The following is a 13979-nucleotide window of genomic DNA, read 5'->3' on the forward strand; positions in this document are numbered from 1 at the left end:
TTTATTTGCAATTGATTCTGATTTGCATTTAAATAGTTGCCGGTATTGTGGACTGGAACTATTTAGCGATGAATATTGAGGCGTGTTGGAATCGGTTTTTAAAAGCAGAACAATTAGTAGAACAAGGTCATTGGCCAGAGGCGTACCATCTTTTTGATGAAGTTTTGCACCACCTTCCTCAACATATTTATGCTGCTCTTGATGATACAAGTATAAAGCCTTGCCAGTTTGCCTGCATGTTGACCGGTTTTTATGACGCAGCGGTATCACAGTCTGCTATTTTTAATCAATTAGGTAAGCAACACCAAGCGTTTGGTGTACTAAACAATGCTCATGCTACCTTTCAATTCCTTTCAATTGAGCAAACTTCTCTGATACATAGTGTCAGAGAAGTATTGGACAAACAAAGCAATGCACTGCTCGACAAAATCGCTAAGTTTTGTTGCTGCCAAAGAAACGCCACTTGGATGCTAGAACTCGAGCATGTGCAGAAAGCACATTACTATTTCGATAGCTTAAAGCAATACCGAGATATTCAATCGGCTTCTATAACGCTCAACTAGTGGAAAATGCGTGCATAACAAACCAAAAAGCCTCGACATAAGTCGAGGCTTTGAATGTTCATTTTTGCTTTTAATTTTGATTAGGCCGCGTTGTTGAACTGCTCAAGAAAATAGGTCTTTCTTTCGTTGAAACGTGATACTAGGTCATCAACTGCATCGTTGTCATAAGGTTTAAGACCACTAGCAACCATTCGCTTAATGCCTTTGCCCACAACAACCCCGTCTTCTTTAAATGCAAAGTTCAACGTGACCACACCGCGCTTACCTTCTACATCAAAAGTCGCGCCAGTAAACTCAACTTCAGGGTGGGTGAGGTTCAGGTGCTCAAATTCCACTTCCATGCTCTCGTAAATAACTAGAGGGCGCTGGCAGTTGATCATCATCTGTTGCTCTTGCATGAGCGGAACCATGATGTGAGGGAAATTCATACCAGAGAACTGAACGTAGTTAGTGACTACGTGTTCGATAAACTCCTGGTTGTGGCTTGTCTCACCATCGTGAGTCATCTGAAGGTATTCTTTGCCAGTTTGATCGACAACGGTACTTTCTGTTTCGCCCTTTTCTACAACGTTTAGAGCGACGCCATCGCTGACCATTCCTGAGAAGTCGAAGCGCATTTTTTGACTGATTCCTTCTTTTTGCAGTAATACTGCAAACAGTAGATCGCCAGGAACACAGAAACGCTTGTTGTCTTCGTCATGGATAGGGTTAAAGTCGCCCGCTACTTTTTTCGCAAAGTGGCTAGCTTGTTGGCGTGTGAACTCGAATTGTTCGCTGTTAGTAGAAACGTAAGGAGCTAGAAACATAATACTCTTAGATTAAACTCAATTGTCACGAATTATATATGAGTAATCGGCTTTAATGGTCCATCCAGTATGTGATATGACACGAATTTTGCTTTTCTTTCTGAAACTCAGCTAGCGTGTGAGTAATAATTCTCTGATAACTGGTCCGGCAGTGTGAAAAAAACGTCAACTTTTTGCTTGTTTGATGCTGAGTAATATCTAAGCCCTCGTAAGGATGCGCACGATGGGCGGCACAGTAGCAGATGGCTAATGCATACCAATCCAACAGCGGCACTATGTTACCGACAGCGTCTATTTGCTGTGGTGGAGAGTATGACGGTGAGTAGTGATGAAAAGGTAGTGTTTCCAACGAACAGCCAATTCTGATAGCCATTGAAAGATCAATTAGTGTCGCGTGCCCATCTGATCCAATTACGATATTGCCGGGCTTAATGTCACCGTGCACGTAACCAGCACGATGAAGAACTTGGAGTTGCTGCTCGATATCATGATGCCAACTTACCGGTGGAGAATTGCTTCGCACGAGTTGACTCAGCGTTTCACCTTCTATCCAAGTATTTAGGAGTAAGTGAGTCTCACCGAGTGAAGCCAAGGACTGTCGAGGCGACACATCCTTGGGGGAAATGAGCGCAGTTAGTTCGGCTTCAAGTTGTAGCTGTTTTTTAGCGGTCATGCCTCGACCTAAGCGACCTTTCAAATGACCGAATTTAGCAGAGTGGTACTCAAAAACATGGTCTGAATGCCATTGAATATCTCCAGATTGAGCTTCAAGGGCTGACGCTATTAGCGACAGCCCTTGTTGATCATGTCTAAAGTCAACTCGAAACATCGTTAGATATTTTCAGGTAACTTAAATTGAGTAAAGAAATTGGGTGTAAATGGGTTTACTTGACCCTGCGTCTTCACCGAAAGGCGAATTTGCTCGCCTTTGTTGCCAACTGAAATCTCCGCGCCTTGATTATCCGCCTTAACCAGTTGTGAGTTGATAAGCTTAAACCAGTTCCAGTTACCGCTGAAATTGGATTGGGACAATGATGTTACGCTATCTTTAAGTTCAATATTGAGGTTATCTTCTGCCTGTTGCTCTCCATCCCAACTGATAGACTTCCACAAGGTTGGCCCATGTCGGTAGGTGAACAGTGGTTGATCGCTATAAATCATAAATTCTGTCGCTTTTGGACTCATTGTTAAGGCTTTCATTTGGAATTTAACCGAAACATTGTCTGGTGATGCCAGAAATAGCGCGCTGCGTATTTGATTAGCAACATCAACCATATCCCAGACTTCTTGTGTGATCTCTAACCCAGAACGAGGAAGCAGACCTGGAAGGTAAGGACTTCCTTCCGTGCCTTGTAAGAATGAGTTTAAGTATTTTTTATTGAAAGCCTCAAAAGCGCCACTTGAAGAAAAGAAAGCTTTTACGTCAGCAACACTTGCGTCGGTTTCTGCATTTTTGCTGAATGGGTAGTAACTGGCTAAGCTCGACTGGAATGTGGTTAGTACTGAATTTTTCCACTGCAGGTTCAAATGCTGATGCGCCAGCGATAACACGGCATCATTGCTAAGTTGAGTAATCGCATCAGACAAACTCTTAGTCATAGTGGGTTGTGTTGAGGCGATGAGCTGTATAGCGGCTATAGGGTTGGAGCTTTGTAATGGCTTTGCCAACGTGTCATAAGCGAGTTTGCGTGCATCTTCAGCTTGATAGAAAGTATCAAGGTAAGTTTTCGCGGCTTTGACTGCAGCTAGCCATTGGTCTACTGGTTTTGGTGCGTCGTTTACTGAACTGACATAGCTATGAAAGTCGGAAAAACTGACATTAATCAGTCTCATCGCTTCCATTTGGTCTTGGTCAATTGGTGTTTGTTCTTTTTCGGCAGCTTTCTCGTCTTTAGTAGGTTCTACTGGCTCTAGGTTTATCGTCGTATATTTACTGACTGTATTGTAATAATTTTGGATCGGGTTATCTCCCGCGTTGGTCAACAACGTTAGAAGGCGACTGAGTTCAGTGTCATCTTTAACCGGATTGACGACGATGTTATTGGTGAAGTCTTTCCAATAGTTGATGTAGTCATTTTTATAGAGTTGGCGTAGGTCTCGACTAATCCGATACATTTCCAATGCGCTCGGTGCTTCGCCGGCAACACCTGCGTAGGCTGATAAAGCTTCCTTGATAATAGGGGAGTCTACGGAAAGATCTAACTCGGTAAATCCACTCGGGGTATAAATATGGGGAACAAGGTAACCCACATAGCCAGAAGAAAATGAATAGACTTGAGAGTAGTTGCTACCAAGCTCTGAGCGAATATCTATTCGATTGGCGTATTTGGTTTGACTCTTAATATGCTGATACAGCAGCGTTTCAATACCTGTTTGATTAATGACTTTACGAGCCAGTTGCTCCAAGTCAGTATTAGATTCTTCAGGTATCAAATGATTGGAGAAGGCATCATCAAGTAAACTGGTCAATTGATTGAGAGTACTCGTTGTACCTACTCCTTGATCCTCCAGAGATTGAACAAAATAGGCTCTAAGTTCCTCGGTATTGTTTTTGTTAGGAGTAAATAGCAGACGATAACTATTGAGTAATGAAAGTGTTGTCGCTTGCTCTTCAAGATTTACGTATACGAATAAGTCATTGGCCAACGACTTTTCTAAAGAAGGCATCAACACGGCTTGTAACTCAGTGATATAGGCTACTTCGACTTCTGGCTTAATAGTGTAAGAAGGCATGAACGGTAAGACGTACCAAGGTTCGGGCTTATTATAAAGTTCGTAGATCTTGCGAAGTGAATAAAGGTTAGGAATATTGTCTGCAAGATTTTCCACGTCATAAGGTGACGCGGTAATGGCTTCTTTGTAGCGCTCTAGAAGAGCATCTGCGCGAGCTTCCCGCTGGCTTTGGAAATCGAAATCAAATTTGATGATGGCGAGTATGGCAATTAACAATAAGGCGCAAAGAAGCGTATAAGTAGTTTGCATGGTCAGCAGCCAGTTTTCTTTCTTCTTATTTACTCCCACAAGCATTTGTTCAGGGATCAATGCATGAGTCATAAGATGCTGGGCAAAAAGTACTTGCTGAACTGGCTGACTAGATTTTGGATGATAGAACTCGTGACCTAAGTCGTTGCTGATTGTTGCGGCTAGTGCATCGACGTTCTTACTATCACTTCCTTCGTGAGTGAAGAAAAAGCCACGGAACATCAACCCATCACCCAGTTGATTGACGCCAAATATACGATTTAGTTGCAGCCACAAGTTTTGTTTTAACAGTCCAAATTGAAGTGGAGCAGCGGCGATAGACTTGCGGTAGTCTAGGTTGAGCTGTCCTGAAAGGGCACTAGTCATATTAGCAATTAATTGACCTATCAAGGCATCATAAGCATGATCATACCAGTCCGCGTCAATACCACCGTGTTCTCGAAAGGGCATCATAGAGCCAAATGCATCTTCACGCCTCGCGTCTTCAAAACCAGAGAAGTATTGGCAGAAGTCACTGATGCTGCTGCTGTGAGTAATAATACTGTACACCGGAATAGACAAACCAAAGGTTCTATTTAATCGCGTTAAATCGGCTTTTATCTGATCCGCTCTCATCTTTATGGCTTCTTTTTGTCCCAGTAGTGCGTCGGCACTGGTTGCTAGTAGTAAACCATTGAGAGCCTGCCTAGGACGCCATTTCTTTAAACAATTGTAGAGCGTCTTGAGGTATTCTGGGTGTTGGTCATCTCCTTGGCTGACCGATATAACTAACGAGTGTTCACTGAGCCAGAAAAGGATAGGAAACTCGATATCATTGCCAAACTCGTCTACTTGGTAGGCTTCGTAGCCCATTTGAGTGATGACATTGAAATCGTTTTGAGGTTTATCACTGAACCAAAGGTAAACGGGTAAATCATAACGACTCTGTAGTCTTTTGTTTGTCTTCTGAACTTTAAGTACGTTTTGAAAGTGCTTTTGTAGCAACTGACATCGTCTAGTAACAAGCTCTTTCTTTTTGTTCTCATCAGGGTCGTTAGGCTTACTGTTCTTTCGGCTAAACCAATAGACGAAGAAACCGAGGATGCCAGATAGAATGATGCAAAGAGCAATCGCTATGACGAGGTAGGTCTTAAGTGCTGGCGTAAGCCACACGGTTACCAACAGTAATATACAAAGCAAAAATCCGGAGGAAATACCGCTAATTAATGGCTTTGCAGTTGTCTTCTTTTTTTTTCCATCTGCCATGTCTATTTTCTTCCCTGAAAACTGTCTTTAGATCGTTATTGTTTTTTGTTTGTCTTGATCACAATTGAATCGATATTTTGGTTATCTTTGAGCCATTTCTGGGTTTCAATCGCTTGCGAACGATCATCAACATCAACGACTACTCTAAAATACTGTTTGTAACTATCGACTCGGGGCTCGTACTTGCTAGCGCTCAAACGCTCAATAAACAGTTGTGCATTTTGTTCATTTGAGAAGGTAGCGAGCTGAACTAACCAAAGCTTAGAGTCTTTACTGATTGGAGAGGCGGCAACACGTGGACTCTGTTGAGCTTCTACTCGGCTCCCTCTAATAGGAGGGGACGAAAGGTCGCTATCGCTTGAAATAAACACAATATCGTTAACTTGCCCAGACAGAATATATCGCTGGCTGAAATCTGGCAGATAAGTAAAATCTCGGGATCGTTGTGGTAGCGTTTTACTATACCAGAAGTAGGTGAGGGTTAACGTTGAGCCGATAAGTGTAGCGAACAGCAAGCTGATAACGGCATAGCGCTTTTTGCGGCTAGGGCGGCGGACTTTAGGGTGGGCCACGCGAGTTTGACAGTGAATGCGAGTCGATTGGCGGTATTGACTTAATATCTGTTCTAGCTGGTGGATAAAGCGTTTAAGCTGTTCAGAACCTTGTGAGTGATACTGCCCTTTGAATCCAATACTCAAGAAAAGATAGATGATCTCGATAAGGTCGATCATTTTATTGGGTTGTCTTACGGCTTTTTCTGCCACAGAGAAGAACAGCTCACCACCGTTTCTCATTCCAAACAGCTCGCTGAGAAGAGTTTTGTTTTCCCAACCGCGTTTTTCACCCCAATCGGTGTAGACGATAAATTCGTCAAGAACTACAGCAAATAAGAAACACAGCTTATCGATGACAGCCACAGGATAATTGAGGTGACTCGCCTTGTCCTTGAGATCACTAATCCTCGTTACCAATTGTTCTCTTAGCTCGGCTATATCATCTGGTTCGGGAATACTGTCGATTTTTAATGTCACCGCCAAGAGCTCAGCACTGATATTAATAAGCTGATTTTCTGATTTGTCGAAGTGCTTAAGAAACTCTATTTGCGTAGCATCTGGCGTTCGAAATACCGCAGGCTTATCAGAGCTAACTTCTGACAGTTTCTTCTTTGGGTCTTGTTCCCAAATGACGGTCTCTTCATCCAAGTAGTCGAGCATGGATTACCTCAGCGCATATAAATGTACTTCAAGATCAGGCACGCGAGTATCGACGTGAAGTGCCAAAGCATCCCTCATCGTTAACATCTCTTGCCACATGGGGTCTGAAGTATTGAGTTCAAAATAGGTAGTACCTTGAACGGGTTTAAGTTCGCTTGGTGCGACAGGAAGAGCGGTGAGGCTGATACCCGAGAGAGAGTTGCGAACCAATTCAACAATGCGAGTATTACTGCTTAATTTAGCCGCTGCTATAAAGGTGTCACTGAGTTCACCTGCTGATAATGACGAGGTCACGCTGAGTACGAAGCGCCTTGATTGGACAGATAGTGGGTCTTTAATAATTGTTCGAAGTAGTCGGCGTTTCTCAAACAATGCGGTATCCCAAGTGAACTCTATCACGGAGTCTTGTTGAACAAGCGTCAATAGGTTACGTAAGTCGGCGAAAAGTGGACTGAAGTTACTGTACAACTTATCTACTTTTAGCGCGCTCGCTTTTGGTGCGAGTTCAGGACTTAATGCCATCAACTCAGCACGAAAACGATTGAGGTGGACGTATAAATCATAAGTGCTGTATCGCTCATTTTGTGACGTCAAATCAAACCAAGGCATCCAACTATTCAAAGTTTGCAGCCATAGGTAATCAAGCATCAACGATTGGTCACTTTTTTGGCTCTGACCCGCTTGAATACGCTTAAATAAGTTTTGTGTTCGACTGACCAGTAGAGCGTGAGTTTCTTTGACTTTATCCGTCAAATAACGTGAAGCGCCGTAGTGAAGGCACGCTGCGATAAATGCTCGGTCTAAAATAACCTCGCCTGCCTCAGTACATTCAAGTATGCGAGCGACTGGAATCAACGAGTGACCTGAGTGGTCATCATGGTCAGACAGAAGTTGAACGTTTAATCTTGCGACATCCACTTCAAGGCTGGTGTTTTCATGAGTTGCTGAGTCAAATACATTGATGGATTTGGTGACATAGCGATTCGTCCCGCTCTCATCCTCGCAATAATCGTTGTTGCCTTGCAGAGCTAGAGGGAGAGCAAGATAAATCGTGTTATCCACGGTACCAACAGGGATATTTATGGCCACCTCTTTGACGGTATTGAACTGCGTGCCGTCAGGAAAAATTCCTGAGCATTGAGTGATGGCTAATTTCCCAATCTTTAGTAGGTCAGTGTTGATGGAGAGCTCTGTTAGACCAAAAAACGGGGCAAAGTGTGAGAGTGTGTCGACGTTTTGTCTCACATAGTTTTGGACAAATCTATCCTGCTGTTGAAAATGTTGAGGGGCAATAAACATGCCTTCTTTCCATACTACTTTCTTATGCGCGTCCACGAAAAATCCTTTTTATCGTTCTATCAGAATATCTGCCACCAACTGGACTCTGGAGCAACTATGTCAAGCTCTACATTAAGTCCAGATAGTCTAAGCGCGATGCTACTTTCTCCATCAGTGGGTACAGCAGTTACTGCTTTACCATTACTTTCACGGTAGTTGGCATACTCGACTAATGCGGCGATGTATTGGGTATTTTTGTTGATATCTAGCGAGATAGTTTGGTTGCTATCGGGCATCACTGACGGTAAAACTTGTTTGACCACCAAGCTACTTCCAAGTGCTTGGTGGTCAGTGTTATATAAAGTAATAAAGCTGCTTTGTTCGAAGCTCTCTTTACTCGCGAGTTGATATAATCTCACTACGACAGGGTTAGCCGAGTCAGATTGATATTTATTAATGGTATCGTCCGCATTAACAGTCATGCTATAGGCCGTGGTCACAGGGACAGGATCGGAAGAACATGCTGTAATGCTGAGTACTAACAAAGTGCTCGGTAGCATTGAAAACCGCATTAGTCTTCTCCTCCACGCTGCATATTTTCGATAAACAGCGCCTTAAATTGGCGGCGAAAATCGCCATTTTTCTGTCTGCGCTCGAAGGTCTTTCTGTAAATACGCCAGTAACGCTTCTCTTTGTTAACAAACAGACTATTGCCTACATATTCATTAAACTGAGACTCCAGTTGCTCAGGGCAGAACTCATCTAAAAATTGCTCTATTGTTTGTTCCAAGGCTGTAAAAAGCTGGTCGTGTTGGAATGATGGGTTTTGCAACAGGCTTTGGTTTTCTTTTGATAGCGCAATGAGCTGCTGTAACGATGAAGTAATGTCATCGTTTTCTCTATTCATGGGAACGAATTCAATGGTCGAAGAGGGTACTGTTTCTTCGCTAAAGTTGACGTGCTGTACGTTGTTTACTGGCTCTTCAAATCGAGAAATCTCTTCTTGCTCAAAACCTTCGAAAGGATCAGTTGAAAATGGGTCTTCGGCCAGTACATTCTGAGTAGAAAACTCGTTGGCCATAGGTTCGACTTGTATTGAGCTAAGTGAACTGGTTTCAAGAAAATCAACATCGTCGCTGGCGTCTATGTTGAAACTAAGAGTATCAAGCACATCGACTTCTTTGTTAGCAGCAGGGGCTTTAGAAGCCGTCAAGGTGCTGACGAGAAGGCTATAGTCCGCTATTGTAATGATATCGCCGTCGCTAACGGGCAGCTGCAGCCCGCCTTGGACAGATTTATCATTTAGATTAATGCCATTGCGACTTAAGTCTTGAATAAAGTAACCGTCACTGGTGAGCGTGATGGCAGCATGCTTACGCGATATTCGACTGGAGTGGTCTGGCAGAACTACATCACAATCTGGGCTGCGGCCAATCACACCACCTTCTTCTGGAAGGTGGACAATTCGGGATGCGACGGCTTCCTGCTCCGGAATTGACACTAAATGAATACTAATGGCCATGGTTACCCCTTACACTTTTCCACTGCACGATTAAAGCTTGTTAAGAACCCGGAGTATTCTTTGAGGAATCGATTTGAAAAGTAGACCCCCATCTTCTTTGTTTCCATATGCTGTGAGCGAAAGTAGTCTTTGGATAATCCAGCTACGTCTAACTCGTTTTCAAAAACCAGTTGGTCTTCAAGTGCAATGTCTATTTCACGTTGTTTTAACAGCTTTAATAAAACTTTAGCATCTCTTGGCTGCTTCACTACGTTAAATCCCTGTCTTTTAAGCCAAAACCACTTATTTGACCCAAATTTTGCAGAAAATTTGAGGTTGAGTTTATTCAATTCGGTGATTTTGGGTTCAACACCCGCTCCGAAGTACCAGTTAATCTTCTGTTCGGCAATCGGGGTTGAAACTGCTGCATACTCATTTCGTTCCAGTGTTTCAGTCGCGACAAAAAAACCATGTTGATTGCCATTTTGGACTCGCATTTGGGCATCAGACCAACTGGTCATAGTAAATTGGTATGGTTGACTCATTGAGCCAAGTGCGCACTTCACTGTAGTAATCGCGACACCTTTCATCTCGGCATGTTCATAATATTGATAGGGGGGCCAGTCTTGGGTTGTTAACATCAATCTAGATGGGCCTATGGTATTGGCCGCAGCACCATGTGAAATTATGGTACTAGCTAGCAACAAGGTACATCGCCTTGAAAAAGATAGATAACTTGTCATGTTATGGGGTTTCAAGAACATCCTTATTCCTTACTAACTCTGAAATTTTCAACATAGAAACGGGGGGGAAATACCCAATTAGGTTTGCGGTATCGGCATTAACGATATACGAAAACTGTTGGAGTGTCTCAATGGGTATATCTCCAGCAAAAGTATCTTCGGTGAGTATTTGCTGCGCTTTAAAGGCTGCAAATTGACCAGCATAGTAATAACGGCTAACAACACCAACAAGCGCGCCGCTATTACGTATTGGTGATTCTGTGGCTGAGAAAGTAGGTAGCCCCGCACTGTGGACAATATCCGTAATGACTTTAGCATTCGATATCAGTAGTGAGTCCGCTGGTAGGTACACTAAATCCACGTTATCGTTCTTCATTTCAGCGACCAAAGATTGAATATTGCTCTCGTCTATGCCGTTAGCCCTTTTCTGGACTGGGTAGCGTTTGACGTTAATACCGTTTTGTGTCGCTACGGCCAGCAAAGTGTTCGCCGCTATTTGCGAATTGTTTTCTAATGGATTAAACAAAATACCAACAGTACGAATGTTTCCCAGTTCCTTGATGACATTAAGCTGCACTTCATAGGGGACAATATGACTAACCCCGGTATAGTTTCGGGTTCTTTGTGTACTATCTACACTGTCTACTATTTTTGAACCTATTGGGTCGCTCACTATATTAAAGACAACCGGAATTTCACCGCTATTTTTAAACTTTGTAGGGGCATTAGTACTACCCAAAAGTGACAAGGTAATGGTCGTCCCAAAGGTATAAACAAGATCAGGTCTAAGACCTTCAAGGGAGTCGATGTGCTTAGCCAAAGTTTCTCGGTTCTTATCTGCATCTAAAATAGTGATTCGGACGTTATCATTCTTATTCATTTCATCAATAAAGCCTTGCTCTGCTTGTGTCACTCCTCGCCAAAGCAGCATGACGACATGTTTGGAGTCCTGTAATTTAGATGCAGGAATATCTTCATTGGTGGCCGTGACTACCGACGAAAGCAGCAAGGTTACGATTAAGACGATGGATTGAAGCGATTTAATCATGCGGAAGCCCCTTCAACGTCACTAAATAATTTGTCTTTCTTTTGCCAAAAGTAATAGGCCAATACGAGGCTTATGGTGCTGAAAAATAGCAGTCCGCCGAGGATCATTACGGTGTTAATAAACCCATAAATGCCAAGTAATGCGCCGGTTAATACAGGGCCTGTCACATTACCGATTCTCTCTGTTAGTCTGAAGATACCAATCGCTTTACCTCGTTCACTGGTGGAGACTTTCATTAGACTCATCACCAAAGGGATCTGTGGTGAAATACCGATGCTGTGAGCGACACCAACAACGAGAACAACAACTAGTAATCCAAGGGTGCCATTAGAGTAATAGATGTTGAGCAAAGCAAATGAGGACAACAGCCCGCCAATCACTACGAAGACAAGCTTGTTTTTAAACCTGTCTATCCATATCGCGGTTAAGGGAGAGATAACCACAATGGCTAACCCATAGATCATCAAAATACGTCCAGACATGGCATTGCTCTCGCCAAGGTGCTGCAGATAAACGGGGCATAAATAATAGAGAAAGCCTGTTAGAACTACTTTGGCTGGAATAGCGCTACAAAAGCTGATAACAGCAAAGTGTTTATTGCTCAACAGATCACTAAAGTCGGATAGCTTAATTGGCACTGAAGACTGGTTATTGTCGCCTTGTTCGAAGAAGCTCCAAACTAACAACACGCCAACGATGCTGATCCCCGAAGCCAAGAAGAAGGTGCCACTATATCCAATACGGTCAGCAAGTAAGCCTCCTATTGCTGCTCCGCATAAAGAGCCCGAGAAGAACGAAGACAAGAATGTCGCCATGCCTTTGGTTCTATTTGAGTTGTCGGTATAGTCACTGACAAAACCTTGCGCTGAAATAAACACTAATCCATAACCTAATGCGGTAATCGTTCGGCTGAGAAGCATCGCGGATAATGTATTGCACAAACTGGTGGAAACCATGCCAACAGTAATAACCAAACCACCAATGATAAGCGCCTTACGTCGTCCCAATTTATCCGACCAGTATCCCGCAAAGGGTAGAGAAATCGCCCAGACCAACATGAATAACGAGATTGGAAAACTCGCTTGCATACTTAATGGTATCCAAGAGACATCCATGACTAAAGTCGATACATAATTTGGAAAGAAAGACAGAGACGCCGCTTCGGCAAAGACAAACAAAAATAAGGGCAGGCGGACAAAGCGATAGTTCTGATGTTCAATTACAGATGTTTGCGGGGTGTTCGATGTTAGGGTTGCTCGGTTTATTTTCTCAAGCAGCGAGCTGATTTCATCGCGGCTTGTGACCTTGGCTGTTGTGTCCGAAAAGCCCTTACTGAGCCGAGCAACTAACTGTTTTAATTGGTGCCACGGTGACATGATCATATAGTTACATAGGAAAAGAATCACTTCAGTAACGACTAGCAAAGAGGCAACCAAGATGGATAACATATCGAGCAAGTTCTCTTTGAGGAGAGTGGCAACGAGATTCTTGTCAGAGGATATGGTTAAGGCGATGGTGTCGTGGTTATTGAGTGGAAACAAATGGGTGTTGAGTTGCAACTCATCTAATTGAGCACCAGCGTTCACTAATGTTTGTGACTCTTGGACGATAGACATCGCGATAATGTCGTTGTGATTGGCCAAATAGTTGGCTAATTCATTACCAAGGCCACGTAGATTAGCGACATCAAAGCCGTTTGCTATGAGGTAATCTAGCAATTGTACGAGTGAGTAGGCAATAATGGAGGCTTTTTCATTTAATTCTTGTTGATAGATATCCGCGAAGTAGTCCATCATTTGTAATGAAGTCATAAAGTTGGCAACAAAAGTGGTGGTGAACGCCAACACTAGAATCAACATAGTGGTGTGTCTTTGTCTGAATTTTTGCCAACGGGTCAAGTGTTGTTGGTTGCCCTCCATAATTTGGCTCGCAAGTTCAAATTTACATCCTGCAATTTCCTTCGAAGACAAGCATTGATCGATCTCCGAGGTTCGGCGCAACATGTGCTTTGTGATACCGTGAATGAAAATTAAATTACACAGTGTTGCAATAGCTATCCAAATTACAGCGTAGAACGCACTTTTTGAAATGAGCCCACTGCGCAACGAGCCTAAATGTTCGAGGGAGTATGTGAGTGAGATCTCGCCGTCCAACTGACCGAATGCATTGTAAATAGGTGTGCGTAACTGTTTAGTTTGGCTCTCAGTGATCGAGACCTCAGCTTGGTTGGCAAAGTAGAGTCGCTCAGTTTGTCTATCGGTAACTTCAAGAGCGATAAGGCCAGAAACGCTGGCTAAATGACGCTCCAATAAAGACTGCACATTGCTGATGCCATGCAGAGGAACACCGAAGGCAATAGCATTGTTGATGTCGGACAACGTTTCTTGCATCACCACCTTATATTTGGAGTCAGTCGTCTCAGTTAAACGCTTATCAAAATTAAGGTAGTTTAGGCTGGCGGTCAGGAAAATAGACAGTGACAAGACGACAAAAATAGCGAAAGAAAGCTTGAAGCTAAGCCCCGGTAACATACCGCGAGACTTGCTGTTTGTATTTTCACTCTTATTGTTCGTTTTTTGTCGACTCATCACTATCGCCT

The 13979-nt window shown here is 43.2% G+C and carries 11 protein-coding genes; 1 reads left to right on the forward strand and 10 read right to left on the reverse strand.

Features of this window, described 5'->3' with window-relative positions:
• The first annotated feature begins 68 nt into the window (after positions 1–68).
• Positions 69–563 (forward strand): hypothetical protein, encoded by a 495-nt coding sequence (locus AWH66_RS15600; RefSeq protein ID WP_031494171.1) that lies wholly within the window; start codon positions 69–71, stop codon positions 561–563.
• Positions 564–643: 80 nt separating this feature from the next.
• On the opposite strand, the gene AWH66_RS15605 is transcribed toward AWH66_RS15600, so the two are convergent.
• From AWH66_RS15605 to AWH66_RS15650, 10 genes are read right to left on the reverse strand one after another with little or no spacing between them, the layout of a single operon-like run.
• Positions 644–1369, reverse strand: a complete 726-nt coding sequence (locus tag AWH66_RS15605; RefSeq protein ID WP_063606238.1) for a DUF3581 domain-containing protein — start codon at positions 1367–1369, stop codon at positions 644–646.
• Positions 1370–1421: 52 nt separating this feature from the next.
• The gene (locus AWH66_RS15610; RefSeq protein ID WP_063606239.1) at positions 1422–2198 is read right to left on the reverse strand and encodes a protein kinase domain-containing protein; all 777 of its coding nucleotides are present in this window, start codon (positions 2196–2198) and stop codon (positions 1422–1424) included.
• A gap of 2 nt (positions 2199–2200) precedes the next feature.
• Positions 2201–5596: a type VI secretion system membrane subunit TssM gene (gene tssM, locus AWH66_RS15615; protein WP_063606240.1), complete on the reverse strand. Its 3396-nt coding sequence runs from the start codon at positions 5594–5596 to the stop codon at positions 2201–2203.
• 35 nt (positions 5597–5631) lie between these two features.
• The gene (icmH, locus tag AWH66_RS15620) at positions 5632–6810 is read right to left on the reverse strand and encodes a type IVB secretion system protein IcmH/DotU (protein WP_063606241.1); all 1179 of its coding nucleotides are present in this window, start codon (positions 6808–6810) and stop codon (positions 5632–5634) included.
• 3 nt (positions 6811–6813) lie between these two features.
• Complete coding sequence (tssK, locus tag AWH66_RS15625) at positions 6814–8145, reverse strand: type VI secretion system baseplate subunit TssK (protein ID WP_063606242.1); 1332 nt, start codon at positions 8143–8145, stop codon at positions 6814–6816.
• A gap of 23 nt (positions 8146–8168) precedes the next feature.
• Positions 8169–8660: a type VI secretion system lipoprotein TssJ gene (gene tssJ / locus AWH66_RS15630; protein ID WP_063606243.1), complete on the reverse strand. Its 492-nt coding sequence runs from the start codon at positions 8658–8660 to the stop codon at positions 8169–8171.
• Positions 8660–9610: an FHA domain-containing protein gene (locus AWH66_RS15635; protein WP_063606244.1), complete on the reverse strand. Its 951-nt coding sequence runs from the start codon at positions 9608–9610 to the stop codon at positions 8660–8662. The genes tssJ and AWH66_RS15635 overlap by 1 nt, the downstream gene beginning before the upstream one ends.
• Positions 9611–9612: 2 nt before the next feature.
• Positions 9613–10332 carry a type 2 periplasmic-binding domain-containing protein gene (locus AWH66_RS15640; protein ID WP_063606399.1) on the reverse strand — a complete coding sequence of 240 codons (720 nt, stop codon included), beginning with the start codon at positions 10330–10332 and terminating at the stop codon, positions 9613–9615.
• Position 10333: 1 nt separating this feature from the next.
• Positions 10334–11380 (reverse strand): ABC transporter substrate-binding protein, encoded by a 1047-nt coding sequence (locus AWH66_RS15645; protein ID WP_063606245.1) that lies wholly within the window; start codon positions 11378–11380, stop codon positions 10334–10336.
• Positions 11377–13968, reverse strand: coding sequence for an MFS transporter (locus tag AWH66_RS15650; protein WP_063606246.1), 2592 nt, complete (start codon positions 13966–13968; stop codon positions 11377–11379). The genes AWH66_RS15645 and AWH66_RS15650 overlap by 4 nt, the downstream gene beginning before the upstream one ends.
• Positions 13969–13979: the final 11 nt, after the last annotated feature.

The sequence above is a fragment of the Vibrio barjaei genome, from assembly GCF_001639065.2.
Lineage (GTDB): Bacteria > Pseudomonadota > Gammaproteobacteria > Enterobacterales > Vibrionaceae > Vibrio > Vibrio barjaei.